Consider the following 15,518-nt stretch of genomic DNA (forward strand, 5'->3'; position numbering starts at 1 on the left):
GGCGTTGCGCACGGCGTCCTCGATGCGGTGCTTGCGCTCCTTGAGCTCGACCTCGGTGGCCGCGCCGACCTTGATGACGGCCACGCCGCCGGCCAGCTTGGCGAGGCGCTCCTGCAGCTTCTCGCGGTCGTAGTCGGAGTCCGACTTCTCGATCTCGGCGCGGATCTGGTTGACCCGGCCCTCGATCTGGGCCTGGTCGCCGGCACCCTCGACGATGGTGGTCTCGTCCTTGGTGATGACGACCTTGCGGGCCTGGCCGAGCAGCTCGAGACCGGCGGTCTCGAGCTTGAGGCCGACCTCCTCGCTGATGACCTGGCCGCCGGTGAGGATCGCGATGTCCTGCAGCATGGCCTTGCGGCGGTCGCCGAAGCCGGGGGCCTTGACGGCCACGGACTTGAAGGTGCCGCGGATCTTGTTCACGACCAGGGTCGACAGCGCCTCGCCGTCGACGTCCTCGGCGATGATGACGAGGGGCTTGCCCGACTGCATGACCTTCTCGAGCAGCGGCAGCAGGTCCTTGACGTTGCTGATCTTGGAGTTGGCGAGCAGGACGTAGGCGTCCTCCAGCACGGTCTCCATGCGCTCGGGGTCGGTGACGAAGTAGGCCGAGATGTAGCCCTTGTCGAAGCGCATGCCCTCGGTGAGCTCGAGGTCGATGCCGAAGGTGTTCGACTCCTCGACCGTGATGACGCCCTCCTTGCCGACCTTGTCCATCGCCTCGGCGATGGCGTCGCCGACGGTGGCGTCGCCACCGGCGGAGATGGTGGCGGTGGCGGCGATCTGCTCGCGGGTCTCGACGTCCTTGGCCTGGCCGAGCAGCTGCTCGCTCACGGCGGTGACGGCGGCCTCGATGCCGCGCTTGAGACCCATCGGGTTGGCGCCGGCGGCGACGTTGCGCAAGCCCTCGCGCACGAGCGCCTGGGCGAGCACGGTGGCGGTGGTGGTGCCGTCACCCGCGACGTCGTCGGTCTTCTTGGCGACCTCCTTGACCAGCTCGGCGCCGATCTTCTCGTAGGGGTCCTCGAGCTCGATCTCCTTGGCGATGGAGACGCCGTCGTTGGTGATGGTGGGGGCGCCCCACTTCTTCTCCAGGACGACGTTGCGGCCCTTGGGGCCGAGGGTGACCTTGACGGCGTCGGCGAGCGTGTTCATGCCACGCTCCAGGCCGCGCCGGGCCTCCTCGTTGAATGCAATCAGCTTCGACATATCTCCTGCGATCCTTACCCAGTCAGGTGGACGATCTTGCGGGGGTGCGGGCCGTCGGTCCGCGGCGCTGGCCGCAGGTGCACGAGGCTCCGACAGCCGGGCGTTCGTTGTCACTCTCACCACGAGAGTGCCAGCGTCATGTTTAGCACTCGACCCCTGCGAGTGCAAGGAGCGGGGCCCCTCTCCTAGGGTCGATCGCGTGACTCGGATGCTGCTCGCGACCTTCGACCTGATGCCCGGCGGCGAACCCGAGGGTCACCTGCTCCTCGAGGCGCTGCAGCACCGCAGCATCGAGGCCTCCTGGGCGGTCTGGAGCGACCCGTCGGTCGACTGGGCCGGCGCCGACCTGGTCGCCGTCCGCTCGACCTGGGACTACTACCGGCGCCCCGCCGCCTTCCTGGCCTGGGCCCGGGAGGTGGAGCAGCGCACACGCCTGCTCAACGGCGCCGAGGTGATGGCCTGGAACGCCGATAAGGCCTATCTCGCCCAGCTGCCCGATCTCGACGTCGCGGCCGTACCCACCCTCGTCGTCGAGGACGACGCCCTGCCCGCCGGGCTGCAGCAGGCACTGGAGCGCTGGGGGCCGAGCGTCGTCAAGCCGCGCACGGGCGCCGGCGGCGTCGGCGTGGTGGTGGCCGAGCAGCTGCACGACCCCCGGCTGCAGGAGCTCACCGCCGGCCCCTGGGTGGTGCAGCCGCTCGTGGCCTCCGTGCGCACGACGGGCGAGAGCTCGGTCTACGTGATCGGCGGCGAGGTGGCCGGCCAGGCCGCCAAGCAGGTCGGCGAGGCCGAGGCGGCGGCGGGCGAGGTGCGGGTGCACCCGCTGTACGGCGGCCGCACCGGTGTCGTGGAGATCGATCCCGTGCGCGCCGGGCTCGCCGTGCAGGCCGTCGACGCCGTGGCCCGCCGCTTCGACACCGGCGTCGACTACGCCCGCGTCGACCTCGTGCACCACGACGGCGCCTGGGTGGTGAGCGAGCTCGAGCTCATCGAGCCGAGCCTCTACCTCGACGTGATGCCGACCAACGCGGAGCGCTTCGCGGACGTGGTCGCGGCCCGCCTCGGCGAGCGGGACTGACCGGCACGCCCCCGCGCTCATCCCGCGCTCATCCCGCGCTCACCCCGCTGGCGGCGCGTGACCGAACGGCACCCGCTCGGCCTCCCCGAGCGCGTGCAGCACCGAGGGCAGCAGCGCCTTCGCGGTGCGCTTGTAGCCCAGGGCACTCGGGTGGAAGTTGTCGAGGCTGAACATCTCGTCGGGGTTGGTGATGAAGAAGGGCCCCACGACGTGGGCGAGCGACACCGCGTACGCGCCGTTGCGCGTGGCGACCTCGGCCTGGGCCGCGGCGAGCGAGCGCGACATCCGCGAGCCGAGCGAGCGCAGCGGCTGCGGCACGGGGCGCAGGGCGCCGAGGTCCGGGCAGGTGCCCACCACCACGGCCACACCCCGCTCGCGCAGCCGCACGACGGCGTCCTCGAGGTGGGCGGCGGCGGTGCCGGCCGGCACGCGGTGCGTGACGTCGTTGCCGCCGACGATGACCACCGCGACGTCCGCGCGGTAGTCGGCCGGCAGGGCGTCGAGCTGCCCGGCCAGCGCCGAGCTCTCCGAGCCCACCACGGCTCCGGTGCGCAGGCGCACCGGGCGCTGCAGCGCATCGGCCAGGCCGCGGGCCAGGCGGGCGCCGAGGGTGTCCTTGGGCCGCTCGGCGCCGAGCCCCGCGGCGATGGAGTCGCCCAGCACGAGCAGCTGCAGCGGCTCACCGTGCTCGGCGTAGGCCTTTCGCTTCCAGGTCTTGTCGGCGTCGAGCGCCTCCTCCCCGAGCGGCTTGCCGATGCGAGCGCGCGCGAGCGCCGCCTGGCGCCGGAGCAGCTCGCGACCGCCGCCGGTGGTCAGGCCGACGCCTGCCGCGAGCGCTCCGAGGACGACGAGACTGCTGCGCGACCTGCTCACGTCGCTCAGTAGTGCCACGCGCGGCTGAACGGGACGTGGCCCGGCGGTGGATCGGCGGGGACCCTCCGGGCGAACGTCGCGCGACGAGCCCGGCGACTCAGCCCGTCAGGCCCCGAGGACGACGACCTCCGGCTCGTGGAGCACGGGGAAGTTCACCGATGCGGCGATGAAGCAGTTGGCCGCGGCCTCGGCATGGATGGTCTGCGCGGTGGCGACCATCGCGTCGTCCGCGACCGTGACCCGGGGGCGCAGGGTCACGGAGGTGAAGCGCCCGCCCTGGCCGACCTGGCTCATCGTGCCGACCGGGCTGTCGGTGTAGGCCCGCACCACCACGCCGTGGTTGACCGCCGAGTGCAGGTAGCTGAGCAGATGGCACTGCGCGAGCGCGGCGAGCAGCAGCTCCTCGGGGTTCCACCGCGAACCGTCGCCACGGAAGGGAGTGTCGGCCGAGCCGAGCAGGTCGGGCTTGCCGGCGGCGCGCAGCAGCACGTCGCGGTCGTAGTCGCGGTAGCCCGAGGTGCCGCTGCCGCGGTCGCCCTGCCAGATGACGTCGAGGGCGTAGTGGTGATCGGTCACGCCGCGATCCTCGCGCACTCGGATGCAGATCGCGCGAAAGGCTGGCGAGAACACGTTCTACTTGGCACGCTTCTCCTGTGACCGCCGCCACACACGCTCCCGCTCGCCCGATCAACCTGGCCGATGTGCTCGAGGGCATGGCTGAGGCGATCCCCGACCGCGTCGCCGTGTTCACCACCGAACGGCGCTACACCTACGCCGAGGTCGACGAACGCGCCACGCGCCTGGCCAACCACCTCATCTCGCTCGGCATCGCGCCGGGCGACCACGTCGCCGTCCACGCGACGAACCGGATCGAGTGGGTCGACGCGCTGTACGGCTGCCTGAAGGCGCGGGCGGTGCCGATCAACATCAACTACCGCTACCTCCATGACGAGCTGGCCTACCTCTACGACAACGCCGACTGCGTGGCCGCGATCATCGCGCCGGAGTTCGTGGAAGCGGTGCAGGCGTTGGAGGTGCCGACGCTGCGGCAGCTCGTCGTCCTCGGGCCGGAGTACGACGCCGCGCTCGCCGCCTCCTCCCCCGTGCGCCCCGACCTCGGGCGCTCCGGCGACGACCACTACGTGCTCTACACCGGCGGCACCACCGGCAACCCCAAGGGCGTGGTGTGGCGCATCGAGGACCTGATGCGCGCCGCGCTCAACGCCGCCCGCTACGGCGCCCCGCTCGAGTCGGTCGAACAGCTCACCGCCGAGGCGGCCGCCAACGAGAACCCGATGGTGCTGCTCGCGTGCGGCCCGATGATGCACGGCGGCAGCCAGTGGATCCTGGGCAACGGCCACGTCGCCGGGCACACCGTGGCGCTCTACACCGAGCCGAGCTTCGAGGCGGAGAAGATCCTCGACCTCGTCGACGCCGCCGGCGTGGTGTCGCTGACCTTCCTCGGCGACGCCATGGGTCGCCCGGTCGCCGAGGCGATCCTGGAGAACCCCGGCCGCTGGCACCTCACCAGCCTGGCCGCGGTCTCGAACGGCGCCGCACCGCTCTCCGACGGGGTGCGCGAGGAGATCCGCCGCGCCCTGCCCGGTCGCTTCATCCTCGACTCCTACGGCTCCTCCGAGTCAGGCGCCGCCGGCTCCCGCGTGGACGACGGCAGCGAGGGCGCCGCCGGAGCACCCCGCTTCACCGTCGACGACCTCGTCGAGGTCTTCGACCCCCTCGGCAAGCCGTGCCCACCGGGCGTCGACGGCATGCTCGCGCGGCGCGGCCCCGTGCCGCTCGGCTACTACAAGGACCCCGTGAAGACCGCCGCCACCTTCAAGACCATCGACGGCGTGCGCTGGGTGATCCCCGGGGACTTCGCCCGTCGCGAGGCCGACGGCTCGGTCACCGTGCTCGGGCGCGGCTCGGTGTGCATCAACACCGGCGGCGAGAAGGTGCACCCCGAGGAGGTCGAGGCGGTGCTGCTGCGCCACGACGACATCTTCGACGCCGTCGTCGTCGGCACGCCGCACGAGCGCTGGGGCCAGCAGGTCACCGCCCTCGTGCAGCTGCGCGCCGACGTCCACCTGAGCCAGGACGACGTCCGCGCCCATTGCCGCGCGCTCATCTCGGCCTACAAGGTGCCCAAGACGGTGCTCTTCGTCGACCGCGTGCCGCGCACGCCGGTGAGCAAGGTCGACTACCCCGCCAGCGCGCGGTTGGCGGCTGAGCTGCTGGGCTGAACGCGCGCCCCAGCGGGCGCGTCGCGGTGTACGGTCTGGGCGCAGCCCGTCTCGGGGCTCGATCTCTGGGAGGGTCCATGCGTCGACTCACGCTCTTGTTCACGCCGCTCATCAGCATCGTGGCCGCTGCCACGCTCACTCCTGCGACATCAGCGGGCGCGGCCGAACCCGAGCCAACCTTCCTCGTGGTCGGCAGCCACGACACGGTGCTCGAGGAGAACGGCGACGGCCTGTGGGAGTCGGCCACCGTCGAGGTGTCCGGCCAGCTCGACTCCGGCAGCTGGACGGTGCGCACCGCGGACGGTGCCGTGGTCGGCGGGGCCGCACTCACGCCGGAACAGGTCGCGGCGGCCAACGACCGGCCCTTCGGCTACCTGAGGCTCCCGATCGACTCCGACACGCTCGGCGTCCGGCTGCCTGCGGGCCCGGCGACCGTCACGGTCACCGGCGTGTACCGCGACCACCGGCCGACGACCGCGTCGACGGTGATCCACGTCAGCGACGCCCCCGCAGTGACGGCGCCGCGGCTGCACGGCACGACCATCTTCCCGCGCGACTCCCACCCCGGAGTGGATCACGTGACGAGCGCCGTGTTCACCGTCGGGGCGACGGCTCGGGCGCACGAGTACGTGCTCTGGCAAGTGGTCGGGCCCTCCGGTCTCGCTGTCGACGGCCCGTACCCGCTGCGGACGCGCGAGAGGACCCTCACCTGGGACGGCGCGACTCGCCGCGACGGCGAGGGGGGCGCCACCGCCCCGGCGGGCACCTACCATCTGCAGCTGCTGTTCACCGACGGTGGATCGCTGGTCCCCGGCGCGCGGTCGGCGCCCATCAGGGTCTCGCACGACTACCGCACCGTTCGCGACGTGGCCCAGCTGCGCAGCGCCGCCAGCACCCGCACCCGCACCCTCCGCGTGCGCGACGCGCGGCTCCGCGCGGTGTCCGGCTCGCTGCGCTACCGCGCGCTCGATCGCCGCGCGCAGGCACTCGTGCGCACCGAGCACGTGGTGCGCGTCCCGGCGTCTCGCGCACCGGGCTATCCCATCTTCCTCCGCCTCGAAGGGCGCCACCGCCAGCCGGACGGCTTCGACCTCGAGGTCGTGCTGGCGGACGGCCGGGTGCGCGACGTCGACATCTACGCCAAGCTCTCGAACCGGCAGGTCTGGTACGTCGTGCCGCCGCGACTGATCCGCCGCGACGGCACGGTGCGCTTCCGGGTGCGCTGGGACGGCTTCCGCTACGACGGCCCTGCCCGGCTCGACCAGATCGGCGTCCAGACGACGCAGTACGTCTGGCACAGCCGCTGACGTCGACAGGCAGGAAGCCGGGAGCGGCTCAGCAGCCGCCGGCGACCGCGGGGATCACCGACACCTCGGCGCCCGGAGGCGTCGGGGTGGCGAGGTCCTGCTCGAAGCGCACGTCGTCGTTGTTGACGTAGACGTTGACGAAGCGGCGCAGCTTGCCGTCCTCGTCCAGGATCCGCGCCTTGACGCCCGGGAAACGGGCGTCGAGGTCCTCGAGCACCTCGGCGAGGTTGGCGCCCTCGGCGCTCACCTCGGAATCGCCACCGGTGTAGGTGCGCAGGATGGTGGGGATCCGGACGGAGACGGCCATGGGTGTTCCTTCGTGCTCGCTACGGCGCTGGTAGGGGGTGGGTCAGATCCCGGTGGCCTTGAAGGCCTTGTAAGACGGCGCGATCGTGGCCGCCGCGCCGACCTGGCCGGACACGGCGTCCAGGGTCTTCAGGCCGTGGCCGGTGTTGATGACGACCGTCTCGAGGGTGGGGTCGAGCTGGCCCGTCTCGACGAGCTTCTTGGTGACCGCGAGCGTGGTGCCGCCGGCGGTCTCGGTGAAGATCCCCTCGGTGCGAGCGAGCAGCACGATGCCCTCGCGGATCTCGTCGTCGGTGACCTGCTCGACCGCACCGCCGGTGCGGCGGGTGATGTCGAGGACGTAGATGCCGTCGGCCGGGTTGCCGATCGCCAGGCTCTTGGCGATCGTGTCGGGCTTCACGGGGCGGATGGCGTCGACGCCGGCCTTGTAGGCGGTGGCAACCGGGCCGCAGCCCTCGGCCTGCGCGCCGAAGATGCGATAGGGCTTGTCCTCGACGAGGCCGAGCTTGATGAGCTCCTGGAAGGCCTTGTCGACCTTGGTCAGCTGCGAGCCGGAGGCCACCGGGATCACGACCTGGTCGGGCAGGCGCCAGCCGAGCTGCTCGGCGATCTCGTAGCCGAGCGTCTTGGAGCCCTCGGCGTAGTAGGGCCGCACGTTGACGTTGACGAACGCCCAGCCCTCCTCCTCGCCGGCGATCTCGGAGGCGAGCTTGTTGACGTCGTCGTAGTTGCCGTCGACGGCCACGAGGTTCTCGGTGAAGATCGCCGAGTTCACCTGCTTGGGCTGCTCGAGGTTGCTCGGGATGAACACGACCGTCTTCATGCCGGCCCGGGCGCCGGCGGCGGCGACCGCGTTGGCCAGGTTGCCGGTGGAGGGGCAGGCGAACACGGTGGCGCCGAGCTCGCGGGCCGCGCTCAGCGCGCAGGCGACGACGCGGTCCTTGAAGGAGTTCGTGGGGTTGGTGGAGTCGTCCTTCACCCACACCTTGGCGACGCCGAGCTCGCGGGCGAGGTTCTTCGCCTCGATCAGGCGGGTGAACCCGGGCTCGGTGTTGGGGCTGGACTCGATGTCGCTCGGCACCGGCAGCAGCGCCTTGTAGCGCCAGATGTTGGCCGGACCGGCCTCGATCTCCTCGCGGGTGATCGCGGGGAAGTCGTAGGAGATTTCGAGCGGGCCGAAACACTCCGGACAGGCGTAGAAGGGGCCCAGCGCGACCTGGTGGCCGCATTCGCGGCACGACAGGGCGGTGGCGTTGCCGAACGCCCCCTCGCGCGGGCCGCCGGCAGCGGCGGGGGCGGTCGTGGTGGCGGTGGTGGTCGACTCGGTGACGACGGCGCTCATGGGGTTCCTCCCTCTCATCTGCCCCGGGCGGCTCTCGCCAGGGTCGGATTTGGCACCGTTTCCGCGACGGTCACCCGCAGGTGTCCGGAGGTTCGCGGCGGTTGCCGGGACTTCGTAGGGCCGTTCCCTCAGTCCCTCTGGATGAGCAGTGCCAACAGTAGGGTCGTCGGCTCCACGGACCCCAATCGGCATTCCGTCCGCTGAGATGAGTGCCCGGATCCTGAGATGCCGGGGGCGTCAGCAGGCGTCAGCGGCGGGCGCGGGCGTCGTCTGCGAGGCGGGTGAGCAGGTCGAGGACGCCGCGCGGGCCGCGCACCACGACGTCGGAGAGGTCCATCAGCGCGCTCTCCTCCGAGGACGCCGAGCACACCCGCAGCGTCGCGACGCCCTGGGTGTCGAGGTGGCCGAGGGCGTCGAAGGCCTCGACGTCGCCGAGGTCGTCGCCGGCGAAGAGGAAGCCCTCGGCGTCGAGCACCGCGGCGAGCCGCTCGACCACCATGCCCTTGTGGGAGCCGGGCGAGCGGACCTCGATCACCGAGCGGCCGGGCTCGAGCACCATGCCGTTGCGCTCGGCCAGCTCGCGCAGGCGCGGGAGGAGACGCTCGAAGGCGGCCTCGCCGTCGTCCAGGCGCCGGGTGTGGACGGCGACCGCGAGCCCCTTGTCCTCCACGAACGCCTCGGCCGCCCCCGCCTGGCGCAGCACGCGCGGCAGGTCGCGCTCGAAGGTCGCCAACCCGCGCGGCGGGCGGGCTCCGCGGATGCGGCGCTGGTTCGACGTCCACCGCTCGTTGCCGTACTGGCCGAAGACGAAGAGCTCCTTGCCGATCGCCTGCAGCGCGTCGCCGACCTCCTCGAGGCCGCCGAGGTCGAGCACCTGGCGGGCGGGGCGGCCGGTGATGACAGCGACGGCCGCGACCTCCTCGGCCAAGGCCACGAGCACGTCACGCGCGTCGGGGTGGATGTGCGCCTTCGCGGGGTCGTCGACGATCGGGGAGAGGGTGCCGTCGAAGTCGAGCCCGACGACCGTGCGCGGCGCCACCTCAACGATCGAGCCGTAGCGCCGCTCGGCATCGGCGGAGCGGAAGATCACCCCTCCACCCAACCATGAGCGGTGAAGCGGGGCTCCCCCGGCCGCGAGAACAGCGGACGAAAAGCCGACCCGCCGCCCCCTCGGCGGCCGTCACGCGCCCTCTCGGCGGCCGAAACCCGCCCTCTCGGCGACCGAAACGCGCCCTCTCGGCGTCTCCCCCGCGGCGGGCACGCGCCGAAGGCGCAGGGGCGAGGGCGGCGGTCACGCGCCGAAGGCGCGTCGGGCGAGAGTCCGGGCCCGAAGGGTCCGGGCGAGCGCCCGACCGACCGCCGCCCTCGCCCGAAGACGACTCAGAGCTCGCCGGTGAGGATGAGGGTGAGGTTGGTGGAGCTCATGGCGCCGCCGGTGTCGGCGGGGCGCACGCGGGAGACGCCGAGGTCGAGGGCGAGCTGGCGGGCGACGGCGCGCTGGCCCTTGGGGAAGTAGACGGTGGTGGCGGGCACGGTGCCGTACCAGTTGTCGGCGCCGGCGACCTTCCATCCCGCCTTCTCGACCGTGTCGGAGACGCGGGCGGCGAGACCCTTGATCTGGGTGTTGTTGAAGACGATCACCGAGTGGTCGGCGCGCACCACGGGCTTGGGCGTGGGCTTCGGCGGGGCCGAACTGCTGGGCGCTGCCGAGGGGCTGCCGCTGCCCGAGGGCGTGGACGCCGGTGCCGAGCTCGAGGGTTCGGCGGCGGCCTTGGTGGCGGAGATGTCGCGCTCGGCCGGGGCGTCGCTACGGGTGACGACGAAGGCGATCGCGGCGAGTGCGACCGCGACGACGCTGAGCAGCACCACGGGCGAGGTGAGCACGGCGCCGCGCTGGTGGCGCCGTCGGGGCTGCCCGACGGTGCGAGCGGGCCAGGTGGGGAAGGTGGGGAAGTTCACGGCCGCCTCTCTCGGTTCGGGTGCGGGTCAGGTGCGATGCGTGGCTGAGGAGGATCAGATGTCGAAGCCGAGGCGCCGGGCGGAGCGCTGGCGCTGGCGCTGCGAGCGGAGGCGACGCAGACGGCGCACCAGAAGGGGGTCGGCGGCGAGGGCCTCGGGACGGTCGATGAGGGCGTTGAGCACCTGGTAGTAGCGGGTGGCGCTCATGTCGAAGCGCTCGCGCACGGCGCTCTCCTTGGCGCCGGCGTACTTCCACCACTGACGCTCGAAGTCGAGGATCGCGAGATCGCGGTCGCTGAGTCGAGCGGGGTCGGCCGGACCGGCGTTCTCCTGCTGGTTGCGCTCGGCGCTCATCACGTCTCCTCGACCCGGGTGGTCGCCGCACGGCGACACGTCTGCCCCGTCACTGTAACGGCCGAATCACACCGATGTCATTCGCCGCGCCACGGCGCGGCGACCCGCTCGGCGAGCGCACGCCCTAGGGTCGACGGGTGACCTCCGCGAGCCTCCCCGAGCCCTCCGCCGAGCCGATCCGCTGGGGCGTGCTCGCCACCGGCAAGATCGCCCACAGCTTCGCCCGCGACCTCGCCCTGGTGCCGGGTGGCCGGCTGGCCGCGGTGGGCTCGCGTCGTCCGGAGGCTGCAACGTCGTTCGCCGCCGAGCACGGTGACGACCAGACCCGAGCGCACGGCTCCTACGCCGGTCTCGTCGCCGACCCCGACGTCGACGTCGTCTACGTCGCCACCCCCCACGCCCTCCACCCGGACGACGTGCGCCTGGCGCTCGAGGCCGGCAAGCACGTGCTGTGCGAGAAGCCCGTGGCGCTGCGCGAGCGCGACGCCGCGGCGATAATCGACCTCGCCCGCGAGCGCGGTCTGTTCTTCATGGAGGCGATGTGGACCGCCTGCCACCCGGTGGTGCGCGAGCTCATCGACGTCCTCGCCACCGGTCGCTTCGGCACGCCCCGGCAGGTGCAGGCCGAACTGGGCTTCCGCGTCGACGCTCCGCCGGAGGACCGTCTGCTCGCGCCCGAGCTCGGCGGTGGGGCCCTGCTCGACATGGGCATCTATCCCCTGACCTTCGCCCACCTCGTGCTCGGCGAGGCCGAGCAGCTGACGGCGACGGCGGGCCTCGCGTCGTCCGGGATCGACCTCGACATCGCGATCGCAGGTCGTTACGCGGGCGGCGCGGTGGCGGCGCTCGGCGCCTCGATGAGCTCGTGGTCGTCGCGGCGCGCGGCGATCGCGACCGACGAGGGCCGCATCGAGGTGGGCGCGCAGTTCCACCACCCCGACGAGGCCGTCTTCACCCCGCACGGGCCCGCGGGTCCGCGGCCCGAGGAGCGCGTCGTGCTTACCGGACGCGAGCCGGTGATCGGACGCGGCTACGGCAACGAGATCGCCGAGGTGCAGCGCTGCCTGCGCGAGGGGCTCACCGAGAGCCCGCTGGTGCCCCACGCGCAGACCCTGACGATCATGCGGCAGATGGACGACCTGCGCGCGCAGGTGGGTGTCGCCTACCCCGGCGACTGACCCCGACCCCCTAGGGTGGGCGACGTGGGCCATGACCTCGTGATCGTCGCCAACCGTCTACCGGTCGACCGGGTGGTGGGCGCGAACGGTCGGGCCACCTGGCGTCGCTCACCCGGCGGTCTCGTCTCCGCGATCGAGCCGGTGATGCGCGCCCACGACGGCGTGTGGATCGGCTGGCCCGGCGGCACCTCGCAGCGGCTGAAGCCGTTCACCGTCGACGGCCTCTCGCTGGTGCCGCTGTCGATGAGCGAGACCGAGATCGAGGAGCACTACGAGGGCTTCTCGAACGGCACGCTCTGGCCGCTCTACCACGACGTCGTCGCCAAGCCGGAGTTCCACCGCGAGTGGTGGGACACCTACGTCTCGGTCAACCGCCGCTTCGCCGAGGAGGCCGCCCGGCTGGCAGCGAAGGGCGCCACGGTGTGGGTGCACGACTACCAGCTGCAGCTGGTGCCGCAGATGCTGCGCGAGCTGCGCCCCGACCTGCGCATCGGCTTCTACCTGCACATCCCGTTCCCGCCGGCCGAGCTGGTCCAGCAGCTGCCCTGGCGGCGCCAGATCCTCGAGGGTCTCCTCGGCGCCGACCTCGTCGGCTTCCAGCTGCCCGGCGCCGCGCAGAACTTCGTGCGGCTCGTGCGCCAGCGCGTCGGCCACAAGACCCATCGCGACCACGTGTACCTGCCCGACGGGCGCACCGTGCGCGCCGCCGCGTTCCCGATCTCGATCGACGCCGCGGGATTCGAGGAGATGGCGCGCTCCGAGCACGTCACCGAACGGGCCGCGGCGATCCGCGAGGCGCTGGGCAACCCCCACAAGATCTTCCTCGGCATCGACCGCCTCGACTACACCAAGGGCATCCACGCCCGCCTGCGCGCCTTCGGCGAGCTGCTGCGCGACGGCGCCTTCACCGTGGACGACGCGGTGTTCGTGCAGGTGGCCGTGCCCTCGCGCGAGCGGGTGGAGCACTACCGCAACCTGCGCGACGACATCGAGTTGCTCGTGGGCCGCATCAACGGCGACCTCGGCCGCATCGGCCGCCCGGCGATCAGCTACCTGCACACCTCCTACCCCCGCGAGGAGATGGCGGCGCTCTACCGCGCGGCCGACGTCATGGTCGTCACGCCCTACCGCGACGGCATGAACCTCGTGGCCAAGGAGTACGTCGCCTGCCGCATCGAGGACGACGGTGCGCTGGTGCTCTCGGAGTTCGCCGGCGCCGCCGACGAGCTGCGCCAGGCCTGGCTCGTGAACCCCTACGACATGAACGGCATGAAGAGCGCCCTGCTCGAGGCCTACCGGGCCGAGCCGAAGGAGCTCTCGCGCCGCATGAAGGCGATGCGCCGCCAGATCGCCCAGCACGACGTGAAGGCGTGGGCCGACTCCTTCATGACCGAGCTCGAGGACGACGCCCACGACGCCGCCCACGGGCACAACCTGCGCGATCCGGTCCGCGGCTGACCCTCTCGCGGGCTGGGTGCGCGCGGTAGCGTTCACCCATGGATCTGGTGCCCCTTCGCTCCGTTCCGGGGGCCGGTCTGCTCCCGGGCCCGGACCAGGTCGTCGCTGCCGCGAGCAACGTCGCCCACAAGCTGCTCTACGGCGGGGTCGCCGATCTGCGCCCCATGCCCCGCACCCTCATCGACGAGGGCACGCTGCGCGAGGTCTACCACTACCGCCCCGCCGGTGCGGTCAAGGAGCAGGGCGACCCAGTGCTGCTGGTGACGCCGCTCGCCGCGCCGTCCAGCTGCTACGACCTGCGCCGCGGCTGCTCGCTCGTCGAGCACTTCGTCACCGAGGGGCGACCCACCTACCTCGTCGAGTACGGCGAGGTCTCCTTCCGCGACCGCAACCTCGGCATGGAGCACTGGGTCGACGAGGTCGTGCCCACGGCCATCCGCGAGGTCTCCGCCCACGCCGGCGGCCGACCCGTGCACGTGATCGGCTGGAGCCTCGGCGGCATCTTCTCGATGCTCACCCTCGCCGACGAGCGCTCCGGCGCGCTGCCGGTGGCCTCGCTCACCGTGGTCGGCTCGCCGGTCGACGTCTCGCTCGTGCCGCTGCTCGCGCCCTTCCGCCCCCTGCTGAACTTCTTCAACGGCCGCGGCCCGATCAGCCAGGGCTACCAGCTGCTCGGCGGAGCCCCCAAGCCGCTGGTCAAGTGGGCCTTCCAGCTCACGGCGTTCCAGAAGCTCGTCACCAAGCCGATCGCGCTGGCCACCCACGTCGACGACCGCGAGTTCCTGGCGCAGGTCGAGGCGGTCGACCACTTCACCGCCAACATGATCGCCTATCCCGGGCGCACCTTCGGCCAGCTCTACCACCGCTTCGCCAAGGGCAACCAGCTCGCCGAGGGCCTCTTCGAGCTCGACGACCGCACCATCGACCTCGCCGACATCGACGTACCCGTGCTCGTCTTCGGCGGGTCCACCGACGGCATCGCCCCGGTGCCGGCGGTGCGGGCCGTCGTCCCCCTGCTGACCAACGCACCCGAGGTGCGCTTCGAGGTGGTGCCCGGCGGGCACCTCGGTATGCTCACCGGCCGCGCTGCGCGCACCACCACCTGGCTCGTGATGGACGAGTGGATCAACCAGCACTCCGGCGGCGTCGCACCCACGCCGATCGGCACCAGCCCGAAGCGACGCCACTCCTCCTCGGCCTCACGCGCCCTGTCGAAGTAGCCCCGGTCCGGCAACCCGGGCACGCGCCTGGACGACCGTCCGGCGCGCCCCACTAGTCCTCAAGGACTACCGGGGCCCGACCGCATTCCCGATCCGGGACCCGGTCCCGGGACCGTAGGTTTATCTCACCGACGCGGTCCCCGGGCACGGAACTGGGGGGAGCACCATCGGGCCCGCGACACCCCATGGTCGTGGAGCACCCGGTGGTTCCAGAGGGGCCCGGGACCGCGTCGGGAGTCCGCTGCCGCGGCGTCGTCCCTGGGAGGGAGAGGGACGCCGATCGGCGCGGATCCCCGTGGGACGGGGTTGGGAACCCGCCGGGCCGGCGGTCGCCGTGGGAGCAGCGGCCGCCAGGCCCGGCGTCACTCTTTTTCGCCGCACGTCCGCCATGCGGCGGGCTCGGTCACCAGCCCCAGGAGCCGGGGATGCCCTTGAAGGGGCCGACCACCTTCGAGGTGATCCAGCCGCCGTAGAAGCCGCCCTCCTGCGGCTGCACCACCTCGTCGTCCACGGTGATGCGATCGACGGCGGCGGGCATCACCGCGACCATGCCCTGCAGGGCGGAGAAGCCCGGCGTGGGCAGCGGGTAGGTCCAGGCGGCGCGGGCGGCGACCACCGGTGCAGCGTCCTGCTGCTGCGCGACGAGGTCGTAGTAGGCCGCCTCGCCCTTCCACTCGCAGAACGACGAACCCTCGGCCGGGCGCAGCACGCCGGGGCCGAACGACTCCCGCGGCAGGTAGTACGTCGGCGGGTGGCTCGTCTCGAGCACGCGCCACGAGCGCGTCGTGGAGGCGATGACCAGCCCGCCGAGGGTGATCTCGATGGACTCGGTGCTGGGCACGCAGGCCGGGGGCCGGGGGTAGTCCCACACGGACTCCTGGCCCGGGCCGGGGCGGACGGGTTCGGGACGACGCATGCCTCCAGTGAACCGGGATGGGGCAACCGGCCCCTCGCGGCGCGTCACTAGGGTGCGGGCATGGCGGAGCAGAGCGCA

At 72.3% G+C, this 15,518-nt stretch carries 15 protein-coding genes and 1 riboswitch; of the genes, 6 read left to right on the forward strand and 9 right to left on the reverse strand.

Going from position 1 to position 15,518, the window contains the following annotated elements:
• The coding region (groL, locus tag ACERUN_RS06025; protein ID WP_370288913.1) for a chaperonin GroEL at positions 1-1,206 on the reverse strand (1,206 nt) is incomplete at its 3' end.
• 199 nt (positions 1,207-1,405) lie between these two features.
• On the opposite strand from groL, the gene ACERUN_RS06030 reads away from it, so the two are divergent.
• Positions 1,406-2,284: a RimK family alpha-L-glutamate ligase gene (locus tag ACERUN_RS06030; RefSeq protein WP_370288914.1), complete on the forward strand. Its 879-nt coding sequence runs from the start codon at positions 1,406-1,408 to the stop codon at positions 2,282-2,284.
• A 39-nt stretch (positions 2,285-2,323) separates the two neighbouring features.
• Here ACERUN_RS06030 and ACERUN_RS06035 read toward each other — a convergent pair whose 3' ends face one another.
• The gene (locus ACERUN_RS06035; RefSeq protein WP_370288915.1) at positions 2,324-3,157 is read right to left on the reverse strand and encodes an SGNH/GDSL hydrolase family protein; all 834 of its coding nucleotides are present in this window, start codon (positions 3,155-3,157) and stop codon (positions 2,324-2,326) included.
• A gap of 105 nt (positions 3,158-3,262) precedes the next feature.
• Complete coding sequence (locus ACERUN_RS06040; RefSeq protein ID WP_370288916.1) at positions 3,263-3,733, reverse strand: OsmC family protein; 471 nt, start codon at positions 3,731-3,733, stop codon at positions 3,263-3,265.
• A gap of 77 nt (positions 3,734-3,810) precedes the next feature.
• Between ACERUN_RS06040 and ACERUN_RS06045 the strand changes: the two genes are divergently transcribed.
• Both ACERUN_RS06045 and ACERUN_RS06050 read left to right on the forward strand, forming a co-directional pair.
• Positions 3,811-5,400 (forward strand): AMP-binding protein, encoded by a 1,590-nt coding sequence (locus ACERUN_RS06045; protein ID WP_370288917.1) that lies wholly within the window; start codon positions 3,811-3,813, stop codon positions 5,398-5,400.
• 77 nt (positions 5,401-5,477) lie between these two features.
• Positions 5,478-6,707 (forward strand): hypothetical protein, encoded by a 1,230-nt coding sequence (locus tag ACERUN_RS06050; protein ID WP_370288918.1) that lies wholly within the window; start codon positions 5,478-5,480, stop codon positions 6,705-6,707.
• 28 nt (positions 6,708-6,735) lie between these two features.
• Here the strand turns inward: ACERUN_RS06050 and ACERUN_RS06055 are convergent, their stop codons facing one another.
• The 5 genes from ACERUN_RS06055 to ACERUN_RS06075 all read right to left on the reverse strand — a co-directional run bounded on the left by ACERUN_RS06055 (position 6,736) and on the right by ACERUN_RS06075 (position 10,668).
• The gene (locus tag ACERUN_RS06055; RefSeq protein ID WP_370288919.1) at positions 6,736-7,014 is read right to left on the reverse strand and encodes a MoaD/ThiS family protein; all 279 of its coding nucleotides are present in this window, start codon (positions 7,012-7,014) and stop codon (positions 6,736-6,738) included.
• Between the two features lie 42 nt (positions 7,015-7,056).
• On the reverse strand, positions 7,057-8,355 hold the full coding sequence (thrC, locus tag ACERUN_RS06060; protein ID WP_370288922.1) for a threonine synthase: 1,299 nt from the start codon (positions 8,353-8,355) through the stop codon (positions 7,057-7,059).
• Between the two features lie 11 nt (positions 8,356-8,366).
• Positions 8,367-8,503: riboswitch (SAM riboswitch) on the reverse strand.
• Positions 8,504-8,602: 99 nt separating this feature from the next.
• A complete protein-coding gene (gene otsB / locus ACERUN_RS06065; protein WP_370288923.1) occupies positions 8,603-9,445 on the reverse strand; it encodes a trehalose-phosphatase in 843 nt (280 codons plus the stop codon).
• A gap of 290 nt (positions 9,446-9,735) precedes the next feature.
• Positions 9,736-10,314 (reverse strand): LytR C-terminal domain-containing protein, encoded by a 579-nt coding sequence (locus tag ACERUN_RS06070; RefSeq protein WP_370288924.1) that lies wholly within the window; start codon positions 10,312-10,314, stop codon positions 9,736-9,738.
• 54 nt (positions 10,315-10,368) lie between these two features.
• Positions 10,369-10,668: a DUF3263 domain-containing protein gene (locus ACERUN_RS06075; RefSeq protein ID WP_370288925.1), complete on the reverse strand. Its 300-nt coding sequence runs from the start codon at positions 10,666-10,668 to the stop codon at positions 10,369-10,371.
• Positions 10,669-10,805: 137 nt separating this feature from the next.
• Here ACERUN_RS06075 and ACERUN_RS06080 point away from each other — a divergent pair, with 137 nt between their 5' ends.
• Genes ACERUN_RS06080 through ACERUN_RS06090 form a run of 3 tightly spaced genes read left to right on the forward strand, consistent with a single transcriptional unit; the run spans position 10,806 to position 14,524 of the window.
• The gene (locus ACERUN_RS06080; protein WP_370288927.1) at positions 10,806-11,846 is read left to right on the forward strand and encodes a Gfo/Idh/MocA family oxidoreductase; all 1,041 of its coding nucleotides are present in this window, start codon (positions 10,806-10,808) and stop codon (positions 11,844-11,846) included.
• Positions 11,847-11,861: 15 nt separating this feature from the next.
• Entirely contained in the window at positions 11,862-13,304 is a 1,443-nt protein-coding gene (locus tag ACERUN_RS06085; protein WP_370288928.1) for a trehalose-6-phosphate synthase, read from the forward strand.
• Between the two features lie 38 nt (positions 13,305-13,342).
• Complete coding sequence (locus tag ACERUN_RS06090; protein ID WP_370288930.1) at positions 13,343-14,524, forward strand: alpha/beta fold hydrolase; 1,182 nt, start codon at positions 13,343-13,345, stop codon at positions 14,522-14,524.
• A gap of 403 nt (positions 14,525-14,927) precedes the next feature.
• On the opposite strand, the gene ACERUN_RS06095 is transcribed toward ACERUN_RS06090, so the two are convergent.
• On the reverse strand, positions 14,928-15,440 hold the full coding sequence (locus ACERUN_RS06095; protein ID WP_370288931.1) for a DUF427 domain-containing protein: 513 nt from the start codon (positions 15,438-15,440) through the stop codon (positions 14,928-14,930).
• Positions 15,441-15,518: the final 78 nt, after the last annotated feature.

This window comes from Nocardioides sp., assembly GCF_964229035.1.
Classification (GTDB): Bacteria; Actinomycetota; Actinomycetes; order Propionibacteriales; family Nocardioidaceae; genus Nocardioides.